At 55.4% G+C, this 14962-nt stretch carries 14 protein-coding genes; 8 read left to right on the top strand and 6 right to left on the bottom strand.

Annotated features, from left to right (window positions below; translation table 11 throughout):
- The 4 genes from RT613_RS01860 to RT613_RS01845 all read left to right on the top strand — a co-directional run.
- Window positions 1-233 (top strand): hypothetical protein (locus tag RT613_RS01860; protein WP_313612519.1); only part of this gene is annotated, 233 nt, incomplete at its 5' end.
- Window positions 234-380: 147 nt separating this feature from the next.
- Window positions 381-2882, top strand: coding sequence for an ATP-dependent helicase HrpB (gene hrpB, locus RT613_RS01855; RefSeq protein WP_313612518.1), 2502 nt, complete (start codon window positions 381-383; stop codon window positions 2880-2882).
- A 107-nt stretch (window positions 2883-2989) separates the two neighbouring features.
- Window positions 2990-4294: an ActS/PrrB/RegB family redox-sensitive histidine kinase gene (locus RT613_RS01850; protein WP_313612517.1), complete on the top strand. Its 1305-nt coding sequence runs from the start codon at window positions 2990-2992 to the stop codon at window positions 4292-4294.
- A gap of 71 nt (window positions 4295-4365) precedes the next feature.
- Complete coding sequence (locus tag RT613_RS01845; RefSeq protein ID WP_313612516.1) at window positions 4366-4956, top strand: ActR/PrrA/RegA family redox response regulator transcription factor; 591 nt, start codon at window positions 4366-4368, stop codon at window positions 4954-4956.
- Window positions 4957-4970: 14 nt separating this feature from the next.
- Here RT613_RS01845 and RT613_RS01840 read toward each other — a convergent pair whose 3' ends face one another.
- On the bottom strand, window positions 4971-5456 hold the full coding sequence (locus tag RT613_RS01840) for an MmcB family DNA repair protein (RefSeq protein WP_313612515.1): 486 nt from the start codon (window positions 5454-5456) through the stop codon (window positions 4971-4973).
- 170 nt (window positions 5457-5626) lie between these two features.
- Here RT613_RS01840 and RT613_RS01835 point away from each other — a divergent pair, with 170 nt between their 5' ends.
- Entirely contained in the window at window positions 5627-6319 is a 693-nt protein-coding gene (locus RT613_RS01835; RefSeq protein ID WP_313612513.1) for a L,D-transpeptidase, read from the top strand.
- A 63-nt stretch (window positions 6320-6382) separates the two neighbouring features.
- Here RT613_RS01835 and RT613_RS01830 read toward each other — a convergent pair whose 3' ends face one another.
- Window positions 6383-7630, bottom strand: coding sequence for an MFS transporter (locus RT613_RS01830; protein ID WP_313612511.1), 1248 nt, complete (start codon window positions 7628-7630; stop codon window positions 6383-6385).
- A gap of 133 nt (window positions 7631-7763) precedes the next feature.
- Here RT613_RS01830 and RT613_RS01825 point away from each other — a divergent pair, with 133 nt between their 5' ends.
- Window positions 7764-8216 (top strand): helix-turn-helix domain-containing protein, encoded by a 453-nt coding sequence (locus RT613_RS01825; protein ID WP_313612509.1) that lies wholly within the window; start codon window positions 7764-7766, stop codon window positions 8214-8216.
- A gap of 50 nt (window positions 8217-8266) precedes the next feature.
- Here RT613_RS01825 and RT613_RS01820 read toward each other — a convergent pair whose 3' ends face one another.
- The 4 genes from RT613_RS01820 to hslV form a co-directional block, all read right to left on the bottom strand.
- Window positions 8267-10435, bottom strand: coding sequence for a malate synthase G (locus RT613_RS01820; protein WP_313612507.1), 2169 nt, complete (start codon window positions 10433-10435; stop codon window positions 8267-8269).
- Window positions 10436-10594: 159 nt separating this feature from the next.
- Window positions 10595-11575, bottom strand: coding sequence for a DUF1402 family protein (locus RT613_RS01815; protein ID WP_409558739.1), 981 nt, complete (start codon window positions 11573-11575; stop codon window positions 10595-10597).
- A 166-nt stretch (window positions 11576-11741) separates the two neighbouring features.
- Window positions 11742-13049 (bottom strand): ATP-dependent protease ATPase subunit HslU, encoded by a 1308-nt coding sequence (hslU, locus tag RT613_RS01810; protein WP_313612505.1) that lies wholly within the window; start codon window positions 13047-13049, stop codon window positions 11742-11744.
- A 31-nt stretch (window positions 13050-13080) separates the two neighbouring features.
- Window positions 13081-13608: an ATP-dependent protease subunit HslV gene (gene hslV, locus RT613_RS01805; protein WP_313612503.1), complete on the bottom strand. Its 528-nt coding sequence runs from the start codon at window positions 13606-13608 to the stop codon at window positions 13081-13083.
- A 202-nt stretch (window positions 13609-13810) separates the two neighbouring features.
- Here hslV and hisB point away from each other — a divergent pair, with 202 nt between their 5' ends.
- Window positions 13811-14407, top strand: coding sequence for an imidazoleglycerol-phosphate dehydratase HisB (gene hisB, locus RT613_RS01800; RefSeq protein WP_192490632.1), 597 nt, complete (start codon window positions 13811-13813; stop codon window positions 14405-14407).
- Between the two features lie 62 nt (window positions 14408-14469).
- Entirely contained in the window at window positions 14470-14961 is a 492-nt protein-coding gene (locus tag RT613_RS01795) for a DUF2628 domain-containing protein (protein ID WP_313612501.1), read from the top strand.
- Window position 14962: the final 1 nt, after the last annotated feature.

Below are 14962 nucleotides of genomic sequence, written 5' to 3'. Positions count from 1 at the left end.
GCAGTCCGTCGCCAGCAGCGCCGCCGCCCTCGTTCAGTGAGCGGACTTATAAATCTAACCAAACAAACAAGTCAACAGGGGGATGTAAAAAAAATGTCATTTTTTTCAACCAACTGTTTCTAAACAATAATTTCGAAAAACCATACAAAACACACAAAAATCAATCCTCGCAAAAAGAACAAAGGAAAGAGCTGCCCAAAACTGTCCGCCTGAAGGGGTGTAAAGGGCCCTGACATCCCGGCGGAAACCACGTTGAAACCAATAGAATTGGCCAAACTCAAACCCGCAGTGATACGTTGATACCGTAAGCCACTTGCAACTGCTGCCTCTCCCTTTAAGAGCAAAAAGACAGTCAAAGAGACAAGAATGAGATACGCCAGATGACATTGCCCTATGCCGGTCTATTGCCGCAGCTGCCGGTCACCCAGGTCCTGCCAGACATTGCGCAGGCATTGTCGACTGGGCGCAGTGCAGTGCTGTCTGCGCCGCCCGGCGCGGGTAAGACGACCTTGGTGCCGCTTTATTTGCTGGACCAGAGCTGGGCTCAGACGGGCAAGATCATTCTGCTTGAGCCCCGCCGTCTGGCAGCACGAGCCGCGGCGGCACGCATGGCCTCGATTTTGGGTGAAGAGGTTGGCGAGACTGTCGGCTATCGTATGCGTCTTGATAACCGGACATCGCCCCGTACCCGTATAGAAGTGGTAACGGAAGGTGTGTTCAGTCGCATGGTTCTCGATGACCCCGAGCTGGCGGGAATCGTCGCCGTGTTGTTTGACGAATTTCACGAGCGTTCGCTGGATGGCGATTTTGGTCTGGCGCTGGCGCTCGATGTACAAATGGCATTACGTGACGATCTTCGTCTGCTTGTCATGTCTGCCACACTGGATATTGGCCGGGTCAGTTCTTTGTTGGGCAATGCACCGACAATCGAGAGCATGGGACGCAGTTACCCGATCGACATTCGCCATGATGAGCGAACGACGTCGGATCGAATGGAAGACAGGATGGCACGGGCAATCCTTGAAACACATGAAAGCGAGGGCGGATCGATACTGGCATTCCTGCCCGGGCAAGCCGAAATCACCCGCACGGCCGAGCGACTGCAGGGACGGTTTGGCCCAGGGACATCAATCATACCGCTTTATGGCAATCTGTCACAAAAAGAGCAGGATGCAGCCATTCGACCTGCCCCAAAGGGTACACGCAAAATCGTGCTGGCCACATCGATTGCCGAAACGTCGATTACCATTGATGGCGTGCGTATCGTCATTGATAGCGGATTGCAGCGGCTGCCGGTCTTCGAGGCCGCAACCGGCATAACGCGACTGGAAACACAGAGGGTGTCACAGGCCTCCGCGGAACAACGTGCGGGTCGTGCCGGCAGAACCGAACCCGGTATTGCCATAAGGTTGTGGCATCCCGGGCAAACCGCTGCCCTGCCCGCCTTCACGCCACCACAAATCCTGTCCAGCGACCTCGCCAGTCTGGCGCTTGATCTGGCGCATTGGGGCGTGAATGATCCCAAAGATTTGTCCTTCATGGATCAACCGCCTGCAATTGCCTTGGCCGAGGCACGGTCCTTACTGCAAAAACTTGGTGCACTCGACGCCACCAATGGCATTACCCATCAGGGCAGGATCATGCGGGGCCTGGCACTTCCACCACGACTTGCCGCCATGGCGGTCCATGCATCGCACAAGGGACACGGGGAATTGGCATGTCTGCTAGCGGTGCTTTTGACCGAACAGGGGCTTGGCGGGCAGGATATCGACATTGAGGAACGGCTGCGGCGGTTTCGTTTCGAGAGAGGCGATCGAGCTGAATCCGCGCGCAAACTGGCGGGCAGGCTGGCCAAGTCACTTGAACGGGCCATCAACGGATCCAATACCCCACGTAGCGTAACATCCCCTGCGCCGCTCAGCGCCGGACAGCTTTTGTTGCATGCTTTCCCAGATCGTATCGCGTTCCAGCGGGGCGCACGCGGGCGTTACGTGATGGCCAATGGGCGAGGAGCAGAACTCGGCGAAACCGAACAGCTTGCCGGACAGCAGATGCTGGTGGTCGCAGATATAACCGGGCGAGCCGCACAACCACGCATTCTTTCAGCCGCCGCTATTTCCCGTGTCGACATAGAAGAGGATATGCCGGAGGCCATCACTCAAGAAGATCAGTTTTTTCTCGACAGGCAAAGCGGGCAGGTACGGGCCCGCAAGGTGACACGCATCGGTGCGATTATTCTCGATGAGACGCCCCTGCCCCGTCCTACGGGAGAAAAAGCGGCGTTGGCCATGGCCCAAGGTATCCGGGAACGCGGTTTGGCGATTGTCGGCTTCAGCAAGGAGGCGCAGCAATTACGCGATCGTATTGGCTTCCTGCATCGCACATTGGGCGAACCATGGCCTGACGTGAGCGACGAAGCACTGCTGGAACGGCTCGAAGACTGGTTCGTGCCATTCCAGACGGATTGCAGAGGACTTTCCGATCTCAAGCCTGGAACCCTGTTTGACGGGTTGATATCACTGTTGCCACATGGCCTGGACCGTGACCTGTCACGTCTAGCGCCTACTCATTTTGAAGCGCCAACCGGTCAACGACATCCCGTGCATTATGACGGTGCAGAACCGCTGTTGACGATCCGGGTGCAGGAGTTGTTTGGTCTCAAGACACATCCTGCCGTTGCAGGCGGCAAATTACCGCTGCTGCTGGAATTGACCTCGCCTGCGCATCGCCCCATACAGACCACACGCGACCTGCCCGGCTTCTGGTCCGGTTCGTGGAAAGACGTTCGCGCCGACATGCGCGGCCGTTACCCACGACACCCCTGGCCTGAAAATCCGGCGGATGCCTTACCGACCAACCGCGCCAAGCCACGCGGCACATGACCACGGCCGACAAGCCTTGTCATCTGCTGATCGGTACCACGAGATTTAATCGAGTTGCCGATATCAGACACTGCCTGTCTGCCGGCATAAGCCTGAAGGAGGCCGGCATGGCGGTACAGCCCATTGAAAATACCCAGCTTGACCGGTTCAGTCGCCAGATTCGCCTGCAAACCATCGTCAGGTTGCGCTGGCTGGCCGTGGCAGGCCAGAGTGCCACGCTGCTGCTGGTTCAACTGGTGTTGAAATTTCCGCTGCCCATCTTGCCCTGCATTCTGCTGGTGGCAGCATTGGCGGTTGCCAATCTGGTGCTGACGGCCCGCTTTCCGTCCACACACCGCCTGGAGGCACGCTCGGCGACGTTGTTGCTGGCATTTGACCTCCTGCAACTGACGGCGCTTCTTTACATTACCGGCGGTCTTTCCAACCCGTTCAGCCCTCTTATCTCCGTTCCGGTGATCATTGCATTTGCTTCCCAGCCACTGCGTTATTCTCAGGTGCTGCTGGGCGTGGCTCTGGCCTGCTCGGCAATCATTGCGTTCTCGCCCTATCCCGTGCCGTGGTATCCCGGTGAACCATTGCCAATTCAACCGATCATGCAGGTTGGCATGTGGTGCTCGATCATCGCCATGATGCTGTTTACCGCCTTTTACGCCTACCGGGTATCGAATGAGGCCAATCAGCTTGCCAATGCTCTTGCAGCAACCGAACTGGTTCTGGAACGCGAAAAACATCTGTCGCAGCTTGATGGTCTTGCCGCAGCCGCCGCCCATGAGCTGGGCACCCCTCTTGCCACAATCAGCGTGGTTGCCAAGGAGATGGAACGCGAGCTTGGAAAGGACGAGCGTTTCGGAGAAGACGTTTCTCTGCTGCGCAGTCAAAGCGAGCGTTGCCGCGACATTCTCAAACGTCTGACATCGCTTTCCGCAGAAGGCGAGGAACATATGCGCAGGCTTCCTCTTTCCTCGATGGTGGAAGAGGTCATTGCCCCACACCGCGAGTTCGGTATCAAGATCAACCTCGTCGAGATCAATGGCCGGGCGGGTGAACCAGTCGGCACCCGCAATGCAGGCATTCTTTATGGTCTGGGAAACCTCATCGAAAATGCTGTCGATTATGCCAGCAAGTCGGTGATCATCACTGTGGAACACAATGCCCAGCAGGTTCGCATCACCATCGAGGATGATGGGCAGGGTTACGCGCCAGACATTCTTGTTCGTATTGGGGATCCCTACGTAACAAAACGCCAGAACATGGCACGTGCCGGCGGACTGGGCCTTGGACTTTTCATCGCCAAAACCCTCCTTGAGCGGTCCGGGGCAACGCTGACCTTCGAGAACCGGTCGGATACCAGTGGTGCCCGCGTCAAGGTCATTTGGCCGCGCAGCATCATGGACGATGTCAGGGCGAATTGACTTTACGCCAAGGCCACTAAGGGCCATAACCATAATTACCTATAGAGACAGAAAAGCCGGGAGGCCGGGGCATGAGCAACGAAACCCAAACCGCATCCTTGAGTGGTGCAGACGACACCACCGAAGATTATATCGGACCAGACAAGTCCCTTCTTATCGTTGATGACGATGGCCCATTTTTGCGTCGGTTGGCACGCGCCATGGAAACCAGAGGATTTGTCGTCGATACCGCTGAAACCGTCAGCGAAGGGATTGCCAAATCGAAGATCATGCCGCCGAAATATGCCGTGGTCGATTTGCGCCTGACCGATGGCAACGGTCTGGAAGTCATCGAAGCCATTCGTCAGAACCGTGACGACACACAGATCGTGGTTCTGACCGGTTATGGCAATATTGCAACCGCTGTTACCGCCGTAAAGCTGGGTGCGCTGGATTACCTGGCCAAACCTGCCGATGCGGATGACGTGTTCAACGCGTTGACGCAGCGCGCCGGCGAGAAAAAAGAGCTTCCGGAAAATCCGATGTCTGCCGACCGGGTGCGCTGGGAGCATATTCAGCGTGTGTATGAGATGTGCGAACGCAACGTTTCAGAAACAGCGCGCCGCCTGAACATGCACCGTCGTACACTTCAGCGCATTCTTGCCAAAAGAGCGCCGAAGTAACTCGGACACACCGGTCATTCCCCAAAAGTCTGACCGGTCTGCCATTCTGCCAGCATAAGGCGCCGCGCTGCTGTCCGCGAAAAATCGAGCGTAATGGTTTTTCGCCGCGCAGGTGCCAGCTTGTGCTCCGGTGCATCCCGCAGGATATGCGCGCCATACCCATCGGAAACAATCAAACCACATTCTTCCGGAAATATATCAAGCGGCACTTCGCTATGGGTGGCAAAGAACAACCTGTCGCAAAACAGTCGATATTCCGGCCATTTGCGATCCACCCGGAAGTCCTCGATCGATGACTTGATCTCGACGATCCACACTTCTCCCTTGACCGAAAGGCTGATCAGATCGGCGCGACGTCCACTGGCAAGTGGCAACTCCGGTAAAACCGCGTGGCGCATTTCATGCAGCAACCTTTGGACGCCACGACGTACCAGCATGGCCTTTTCAGATTGCCGCCCGTCCACCAGCGGGTTCACGGCACCGATTGAAACGATCGTCATATGCATAGCCCTGTGAAATGTTGCAAAAAGGCCATCCCGCCACAATTAATCGCTGCATAGTCTCATGCTGCGACGCAATGCCTTGCAAAGCCCAGTCTAATAGAAAATAAGCTGCTGACAAAGGTGGTTTAACCTCCCCTATCACCAGCGTCATTTTCCGCGAGAACATCATGCGCATTCGCACTATTTTGACTGCACTCGGTCTGACGGCAACGCTTGCCATTACCGGCTGTGCCTCTACCTCTTCTGAAGTTGCCAAGAACGAACCTGCTGCTGCACCTGTTGCACCGGCGCGGGTTGAGACCGTTCAGATCTTTAACGACGTTTATGGCCCGATTACGGACGCCGGTTATGCGCTGCCTGCTATTCCGATCAACCGCGTGAACGAAAAGTTCCGTCGTCAGATCGTTGAGTTCCAGACACAGGAAAAGCCAGGAACGATCATCGTCAACACACGTGAACGTTTTCTCTATTACGTAATGCCTGGTAACCGCGCCGTTCGTTACGGTATTGGCGTTGGCAAGCAGGGCTTTGCCTGGGCTGGTGAAGCCTATGTGGCATGGAAGCAGGAATGGCCAATGTGGCATCCGCCAAAGGAAATGGCCGTCCGCAAGCCTGACATTGCACAGTATGTTGAAAAGGGCATGGGACCTGGTCTTAGCAACCCGCTTGGCGCACGTGCCATGTACCTGTTCAATGAAAAGGGTCAGGACACGCTGTTCCGTATCCACGGCTCGCCAGAGTGGGCATCCATCGGCACAGCAGCTTCTTCCGGCTGCATCCGCATGATCAACCAGGACGTGATCGACCTTTACAGCCGCGTTCGTCCTGGCCGCACCTCCAAGGTTGTCGTGATCCAGTAAGATCATTCGACAAACAGAATTCAAGAAGGCCGCCGCGAGACATTGCTGGCGGCCTTTTTGTGTTCAGGTTTTGTGGGAGGATTTACCGCGCAGAAGAACCCAGAACAGAAGTCCTGACAAGCTGAAGAACGCGCCGAGAGCGGAAACGCCATACCAGCCGAAATGCGCGTATAATGTGGTGGAGGCGATTGCCCCCACACCGCTGCCTGCCGAATAGAATACCATGTAACCACCAACCAGCCGGCTGCGGACTTCCGGATGCGCCATGAAAATCACGCTTTGATTGGTGACATGGACGGCCTGCACAGCAAAATCGAGCAGCACGACGCCGAGCACAAAGGCTGGCAGTGAAAACGGCAGAAGACCGATCAACAGCCAGGACAAAGTCAACAAGATAAGGGAGAGGCCTGTTACGCCGCGAGAAAAGCCGCGGTCAGCGAGGCGTCCTGCACCGCTTGCTGCCAGTGCCCCAGCGAGACCCACCATGCCAAACAGGCCGATTTCGGTGTGCGACAATGAAAATGGCGTGGCGCTGAGCGGCAACACCATGGCAGTCCACAAGGTGCTGAAGCTGGCAAAGATGAAAAAGGCAAGAATGCCGCGCAGCCTCAGGACAGAGTCTTGCAGAAACAGTGCAGGAATGGATTTTACGATGGCGCTGTAACGCTCAATCTTCTTCGTAGGTACGTGACTTGGCAAAACGCGAAAAAGAAGAACCGCCATGATCAGCATACATCCGGCAGATGCCATGTAGACGGCCCTCCATCCACCAAGATCGGCAAGCATGCCAGAAACAAAACGTGCCGCAAGAATGCCAATCACCACACCGCCTGTGACAAGGCCCACTGCGTGACCCTGTTGATGCGGCATGGCCAGAGTGGCGGTGAAGGCAACAATGACCTGTACGACCACGGCAAGCATGCCAACAACAATCATCGCCAGGAAAAGAACAACGACATCCTGCGCTGCCGCCAGACCGGCCAGCGCCAAAACGGAAAATGTTATCTGGCAAATGATCAGTTTGCGGCGATTAATCTGATCGCCCAACGGGACAATCAGTAACAGCCCTACCACGTAACCGACATGGGTCAACGCGACCACCAGACCGATAACGGCGGGATCGATGGCAAAATCCGCGGCCATGACGTCAAGAAGCGGTTGCGCGTAATAGATATTGGCAACGCTCAAACCGCAGGTGACGGCAAACACCAGAATGATCCAGCGAGATAGTTCGTGATGTGATGGTTCGCTTGATTTGTCTGCCTCCGGCAGCGGTTCGTCTACTGTGTTGATTTTTATTCTCGGTTCCATGGTGCTCTCCTAATCGGTCTTATAAAAAGACCACTTGCGGCGCGACCATTCCAGTTCTAATTTAAGACCAGTTTTGTGACGCTGTGCCAGTGCTGCGGGGTCACTTGAGGCTGGCTCGAAGGGAGTTGTCGATATGAAACGCAAAAGTTTCCGGCAGGCCGAGTGTCCTGTTGCCAGAAGCCTTGATGCAATTGGCGACTGGTGGTCGCTGCTTATCGTCAGAGACGCATTCGATGGCATCAAGAGGTTTAATCAGTTCCAGCAAAATCTGGGCATTGCAAAGGGTATGCTGACAACCCGCCTGCGTGACCTTGTCGAGGCAGGCGTTCTGGTCCTTGCTCCCGCCTCGGATGGCAGTGCCTACCAGGAATATGTCTTGACGGAAAAGGGCAAGAAACTGTTCCTGATTATCGTCGCGCTGAGACAATGGGGCGAAGATCACCTCTACCGCGCCGGTGAGCGACGGTCCACGCTGGTCGATACGCGGACACACCAACCAGTTTCCCGGCTGTCATTGTCCTCATCCGACGGTGAAGTGCTGAGGTGGGAAGACACGCACATCATTGCCGCCCGCCCTGGCCCATAATGACAGCTGCTACGAAATCGGTTCAGATTTCGTGGCAGCTAATGTTTTTATCAACCTGCAAGCTTTGCTTTCAATTCCTGACGGCGACGGTGCAGGACCGGTTCAGTATAACCATTTGGCTGCTTGCGGCCTTCAAGGACCAGTTCCAGCGCCGCCTGGAAGGCAACCGAATCGTCAAAATTCGGAGCCATTGGTCGATAGGCAGCATCGGCAGCATTTTGTTTGTCCACCACAGCGGCCATGCGCTGCAGTGTTTCGACAATCTGCTCGCGGCCGACGATGCCATGATGTAGCCAGTTGGCCATATGCTGCGCGGAAATGCGCAAGGTCGCACGATCTTCCATCAGTCCGACATTGTTGATGTCAGGCACTTTCGAGCAACCAACGCCCTGGTCGACCCAACGCACGACATAACCGAGAATGCCCTGCGCATTGTTGTCAAGTTCACGTTGAATATCTTCTGCTGACCAGTTGGGACGCGGTGCGACCGGTACAGACAAAATATCCGCCAATTTGGCGCGTGCACGGCTTTTCAACCCCTGCTGCACGGCGGCAACATCGATCTTGTGGTAATGGGTGGCGTGTAGCGTCGCAGCGGTTGGTGACGGCACCCATGCAGTGTTTGCGCCAGCCTTAGGATGGGCGATCTTCTGCTCCAACATGGCTGCCATCAGGTCAGGCATCGCCCACATTCCCTTGCCGATCTGCGCATGGCCGGACAAACCGCATTCCAGACCAATGTCGACGTTCCAGTTTTCGTAGGCGGCAATCCACGCGGCCTGCTTCATGTCGCCCTTGCGGATCATCGAGCCCGCTTCCATGGAGGTGTGCATTTCATCGCCGGTGCGATCCAGGAAACCTGTGTTGATGAACACAACACGGTCTTTCGCCGCACGGATGCATTCCTTGAGGTTGACCGTGGTGCGGCGCTCTTCATCCATGATGCCCATTTTCATGGTGTTGGCCGTCATACCGAGAAGGCTTTCGACGCGGGTGAAGATTTCGCAAGCGAAAGCCACCTCTTCCGGGCCATGCATTTTCGGCTTCACGACATACATCGAACCGGCACGCGAGTTTTTATGGAGGCCGCCGGGACCAATGTCGTAAAGCGCGATCAAAGCGGTGATGACACCATCCATGATGCCTTCTGGAACTTCATTGCCGTCGCGATCCAGAATAGCAGGATTGGTCATGAGGTGACCGACGTTACGAATGAGCATCAGGGAGCGGCCAGGAAGTGTCAAAGCCGAGCCATCCGCAGCGGTATAATCCCGATCCGGGTTGAGTGTGCGGGTAAATGTTTTGCCCGCCTTGGTAACACTTTCTTTGAGATCGCCACGCATCAGGCCGAGCCAGTTGCGGTAAACTTCAACCTTGTCCTCCGCATCAACGGCTGCGATGGAATCCTCGCAGTCCATGATGGTGGTCAAAGCGGATTCGGCAATCACGTCAGAAATGCCGGCATCATCACTTTTGCCAATGGCAGTGCTTGGATCGATGGCGATTTCGATGTGCAGCCCGTTATTGACGAGCAGGATGGCGGATGGCTGTGCAGCGTCACCTCGATAGCCAGCAAATTGCGCCGGATTTTTAAGGCTGCAAGTCGCGTCAGCGGTAGCAATTTCCAGCGCGCCATTGTTGACGCTCAAACCTGTGATGGCCGTCCAGTCGCCGGGTGACATCGGGAAAGCATCATTCAGGAACGCCCTCACCCAACCAATGACCTTTTCGCCACGCTTGGCATTATAACCGGCTGTCTTTTCTGCACCGTCGGTTTCCGCAATCGCATCCGTGCCGTAAAGCGCGTCGTAAAGAGACCCCCAACGTGCATTGGCGGCATTCAGCGCGTAACGGGCATTCATCACGGGAACAACAAGCTGCGGACCGGCAATCTGCGCGATTTCAGGGTCGACGCGATCCGTTGCAATGGTGAAAGCACCGCCTTCTGGCAGAATATAGCCTATATCGCGCAGAAACTGTTCGTAAGCGCCCAAATCGATAGGCGCACCATTCTGGCGATACCAATCGTCGAGCTTTGCCTGAAACTCATCTCGCTTTGCCAGCAAAGCGCGGTTTTTGGGTGCCAGATCGTGCACGATATCGGAAAAGCCGACAAAAAATGCTTCCACGTCAAGACCGGTTTCCGGCAGGACTTCCTGTCTCAGAAAATCTAGAAGTTTTGCGTCGATCGATAATCCGTGTTTTTCAACGAAGGTCATACATGCGCTCCCAAATTCATCGCGTTTGGGAGACACATTGCCAGCAGGATATTTTTTATTCAATCGCACAAAAACAAGAAGGATCTGTTCCGATCAGGAACAAATCCTTCTGCGCTAACGCAAAACAGGATCTAAAAGGTCAAAAGACGTGGCTGAATCTCAAAGCAGTTTTTTGAGATCGTCGATCCGGTCATTGACCAGCCAGCCATAATAATTTTCTTCCGGCCAGGCAGGTCCCTCGCCTGCGGCAGCGCGGGCACGGTTGCGGGCCGCCAAAGCGCCAGCGCGTTGTGTCGATCCGCCGACATTATAAAGCGTCGAAGTCAGACCAGGATTGTCTGAGATGTCCATATTGGCAATCGACTTGTAGTCGTCAATCGACTTGCGGATGGATGCCGCCATGAAGGCAAGCGAGCGATCCGGATCCATGATCGACTTGTAAACGCTGGCTGCGTCATTGGCATCCAGCTTTTCGTAACCGGATGTCTTGCTGACCATGTCGGTCAGCATCAGGGCCGTCAGCGGGTTTATCTGGCCAAGGCCAAAGGTCTGGCCGGCATAAAAGGGCTGAAAGAACACGGCGCTGAAACGATTGTCCGGATAGGACTTCCCACCAACCTTGCGGCCGCGGAAGCTTTTTTCCCAAATATTTTCCCGGCACGTCCACAGACGATAGGAATCGGACACTGACGAACAGCCAGCAAATTCCGACTTGGCGATGAATTGCGCAATGCTTTCATCTTCATAACCAAAGCGGAAGCTGCTACCCGCGTAGGAAGCAGCCTTGACGTAATAGGACTGCAGCCGGTCGTAGGCATCAACATTATAGGTATGTTCGCCGACAATCGCACCAATCATGTGAATGGGATCAATACCATAACGACCAGCTGTCGACTTGATCTTGCCGATAAGCTGCTTGTCGCTGGACAGGAGATCGATGACCTTCTGGTATTTTCTCTCGTAACTGGTGTTGCTGGCCTTGGTCCGTCGCGCCGACGCACCGGGCACGCCTGGCTGTTCCGCATTACGGTTGCCCGCAGGAACAAGCGTGGCAGCATCTGCCGCTGCATTCGAAAAAGCCGTCATCAGCAGTGCGGCGGCGAATGTCATAATTGTATGGCGCAAGACCGGATGCCTCATTGTTCCCTGAGATGTTTCCCTCTCCTCCAGAGGAGGTCACATCTGCATGCTGCTCCGTAAAGCGGAGATTTCAAACAAATTCCAGCCTCCCCTTACAGAAAAGAGAGGCTGGATGTCGAGACAAAGGCGATCATATCACCGAATATTGCAGTAAAGATGGTTCTTTTTACAGAATATAGCGGGACAGGTCGGTATCGGCAGCAATGTCGCCGACATGTTTGCGAACATAATCGCTATCGATGTTGACTGCAGAACCACCGCGATCCGGCGCATTATAGGAGATGTCGTCCAGCACCCGCTCCATGACGGTCTGCAGACGGCGTGCGCCGATATTCTCTACCGTTGAGTTGAGGTGAACCGCCACATCGGCCAGAGCATCGATCGCATCTTCAGAGAAATCGAGATCCAGCTCTTCAGTTTTCATCAGCGCCTTGTACTGGCGGATGAGGCTTGCTTCCGGCTCGGTCAGGATACGACGGAAATCGTCCTTGGACAGGGCTTTCAGCTCCACGCGGATTGGCAAACGGCCCTGAAGCTCCGGCAACAGGTCAGAAGGCTTGGCCACATGGAATGCACCCGAGGCGATGAACAGGATATGGTCGGTTTTTACCGGACCATATTTGGTCGACACCGTTGTACCTTCCACCAAAGGCAGAAGGTCGCGCTGCACGCCTTCGCGTGACACACCGGCACCCATGCCGCCATCACGCGCCGCGATCTTGTCGATTTCGTCCAGGAACACGATCCCGTCATTTTCAACTGAGCGCACGGCTTCGCGCTGGATGACTTCGTTGTCGATGAGTTTGTCGGATTCGTCACGGATCAGATCAGCATAGGACTTCGACACCGTGGTGCGGATTTTCTTCGATTTGCCGCCCATGGCCTTGCCGAACATTTCCGACAGGTTCAAGACACCGATATTGGCGCCCGGCATGCCGGGAATGTCGAAGCCGGGCATGCCCGCTCCGCTGTCGGCAATCTCGATATCGATTTCCTTGTCGTCGAGTTCACCGTCGCGCAGCTTCTTGCGGAAGCTTTCACGCGTCGCAGGCGATGCGGTTGTGCCGACCAGCGCGTCAAGCACACGCTCTTCGGCGCTATCGTGAGCCTTGGCCTGCACTTCGGCGCGTTTCTTTTCACGAACCAGACCAATGCCGATTTCAACCAAATCGCGGATGATCTGTTCGACATCACGGCCGACATAACCGACTTCAGTAAATTTGGTGGCTTCCACCTTGATGAACGGCGCACCGGCCAGCTTTGCAAGTCGGCGGGAGATTTCCGTCTTGCCGACACCGGTTGGTCCGATCATCAGAATATTCTTGGGCATGACCTCATCGCGCAAGCTCTCATCGAGCTGCTGACGACGCCAGCGATTGCGCAGAGCAATTGCCACAGCGCGTTTCGCCTCGTGTTGGCCAATGATGTAACGGTCAAGTTCCGAGACGATTTCGCGGGGAGAAAATGTTGTCATGAATTTTACCTCACGGCTTTCGTAGCCGGATTCAGTTATCGGAATCGAGCGCTTCGACGACAAAACTATGGTTGGTATAAACGCAGATATCAGCAGCAATATCGAGAGCACGGCGTGCGATATCTTCGGCACTCTTGTCCGAATCCATCATGGCACGGGCCGCTGCGAAAGCATAGTTGCCACCTGAGCCGATGGCCATGGTGCCATGTTCCGGTTCCAGCACATCGCCATTGCCTGTTATAGCAAGCGTGATGGTCTTGTCGGCGACGATCATCATCGCTTCAAGGTTGCGCAGATATTTGTCTGTACGCCAGTCCTTGGCGAGTTCAACCGCTGCCCGCATCAGCTGGCCGGGATATTGTTCGAGTTTCTTTTCAAGCCGGTCGAGAAGCGTGAAGGCGTCAGCCGTTGCACCGGCAAATCCGGCCACAACCTCGCCCTTGCCAATACGGCGGACCTTGCGGGCATTGCCCTTCATCACCGTCTGGCCGAGGCTGACCTGACCGTCACCGGCGATTACGACCTTACCGCCCTTACGAACCGTTATAATCGTTGTCATCAAACACCTGTCTGCCCTTGATGGGCACGTTACAATCGGGCCGACGTGGCCCTTTCCAAGGGTCTATGTAAGGTAGGTTTCGGCGATTGCAATCATGCTGACAATCGCAATGCAGGCCACTATATGACAAGGTGATGTAACTTCTGGATATTTGCCGTTCTTGCTGATAAGGAACGGCCATCATTTGCATGGAGCAGCCAGAATGGCAGAGCGTAAGGGTGAAATTTCCCGCAAGACCAACGAAACATCGGTATCGGTGCGCGTGAATGTCGACGGGACTGGACAATCAAAAATTTCGACTGGCGTCGGCTTTTTCGACCATATGCTGGACCAGCTTGCCCGCCATTCGCTGATCGACATGGAAATCGAGGTACAGGGTGACCTGCATATCGACGACCACCACACCGTGGAAGATACCGGCATTGCCATCGGCCAGGCCATTGCCAAAGCACTGGGTGACCGTCGCGGCATTACCCGTTATGCCTCGCTTGACCTTGCCATGGATGAAACCATGACAAAGGCAGCCGTTGACATTTCCGGTCGTCCGTTCCTGGTGTGGAACGTCAATTTTTCCGCACCGAAGATCGGCACGTTCGACACGGAACTGGTGCGCGAATTCTTCCAGGCGCTGGCCCAGAATGCCGGCATTACCCTGCATATCCTCAACCATTACGGCGCCAACAACCATCATATCGCCGAGACATGCTTCAAGGCCGTTGCCCGTGTGCTGCGCACCGCGACGGAAATCGATCCACGGCAGGCAGGCCGCGTTCCCTCGACGAAGGGCATGCTGGCCTGAATGTCTGAGCAGGCCGGAATGCAGGACGCGTTTCAGCCGCTCTGAAATTTGTCAGGAAAGCCATGACAAGCTATCTCGTTCTTGAAGCGCCGGATGGTCCTGATCGCCAGGGACTTTCGACCCGGTTCGTTGCCGACCGTTTTTCCTGGCTCGGTTTTATCGTGCCGTGGATCTGGCTTGCCGCAAACCGTCTGTGGTTGTTTGCCGCCATCACCGTTGTTATCCAGATCAGTGCTGGCGCACTTTCAACCGTCAAGGGCTTTGAAGTGGCAGGTGCCCTTTCGGCGATCGCACTTGGCCTGCTGACCGGTTTTGAAGGCCGCAACCTGCTTGTCCGGCATCTGACCGCCAAGGGTTGGCAAACGACCGACCTTGTCGTGGCACCGGATTTGGCGACAGCCGAAAACATTCATTTTTCCATGATTGCAGACGAACCGCCTATCGAGACGGCGGTCGCAAAGCCGGAGTGGAAAACCTCATCGCAGGGTGTCTCCCGCCTTGCAGACAGTGATGCAGCCGGACTGTTCCAGTTCGATTTCAGTGGAAGGCGCTGAC

The sequence above is a fragment of the Agrobacterium sp. genome (assembly GCF_032092815.1).
GTDB lineage: Bacteria > Pseudomonadota > Alphaproteobacteria > Rhizobiales > Rhizobiaceae > Agrobacterium.
Note: the sequence above shows the minus strand (reverse complement) of the source record. Positions and strands in the feature narration are given on the sequence as shown.

What these genes read in the sequence shown, in the direction of transcription:
- hrpB (WP_313612518.1), top strand. Translation starts at nt 381, where the DNA reads ATGACATTGCCCTATGCCGGTCTATTGCCGCAGCTGCCGGTCACCCAG.
- RT613_RS01850 (WP_313612517.1), top strand. Translation starts at nt 2,990, where the DNA reads ATGGCGGTACAGCCCATTGAAAATACCCAGCTTGACCGGTTCAGTCGC.
- RT613_RS01845 (WP_313612516.1), top strand. Translation starts at nt 4,366, where the DNA reads ATGAGCAACGAAACCCAAACCGCATCCTTGAGTGGTGCAGACGACACC.
- RT613_RS01840 (WP_313612515.1), bottom strand. Translation starts at nt 5,456, where the DNA reads ATGACGATCGTTTCAATCGGTGCCGTGAACCCGCTGGTGGACGGGCGG.
- RT613_RS01835 (WP_313612513.1), top strand. Translation starts at nt 5,627, where the DNA reads ATGCGCATTCGCACTATTTTGACTGCACTCGGTCTGACGGCAACGCTT.
- RT613_RS01830 (WP_313612511.1), bottom strand. Translation starts at nt 7,630, where the DNA reads ATGGAACCGAGAATAAAAATCAACACAGTAGACGAACCGCTGCCGGAG.
- RT613_RS01825 (WP_313612509.1), top strand. Translation starts at nt 7,764, where the DNA reads ATGAAACGCAAAAGTTTCCGGCAGGCCGAGTGTCCTGTTGCCAGAAGC.
- RT613_RS01820 (WP_313612507.1), bottom strand. Translation starts at nt 10,435, where the DNA reads ATGACCTTCGTTGAAAAACACGGATTATCGATCGACGCAAAACTTCTA.
- RT613_RS01815 (WP_409558739.1), bottom strand. Translation starts at nt 11,575, where the DNA reads ATGAGGCATCCGGTCTTGCGCCATACAATTATGACATTCGCCGCCGCA.
- hslU (WP_313612505.1), bottom strand. Translation starts at nt 13,049, where the DNA reads ATGACAACATTTTCTCCCCGCGAAATCGTCTCGGAACTTGACCGTTAC.
- hslV (WP_313612503.1), bottom strand. Translation starts at nt 13,608, where the DNA reads ATGACAACGATTATAACGGTTCGTAAGGGCGGTAAGGTCGTAATCGCC.
- hisB (WP_192490632.1), top strand. Translation starts at nt 13,811, where the DNA reads ATGGCAGAGCGTAAGGGTGAAATTTCCCGCAAGACCAACGAAACATCG.
- RT613_RS01795 (WP_313612501.1), top strand. Translation starts at nt 14,470, where the DNA reads ATGACAAGCTATCTCGTTCTTGAAGCGCCGGATGGTCCTGATCGCCAG.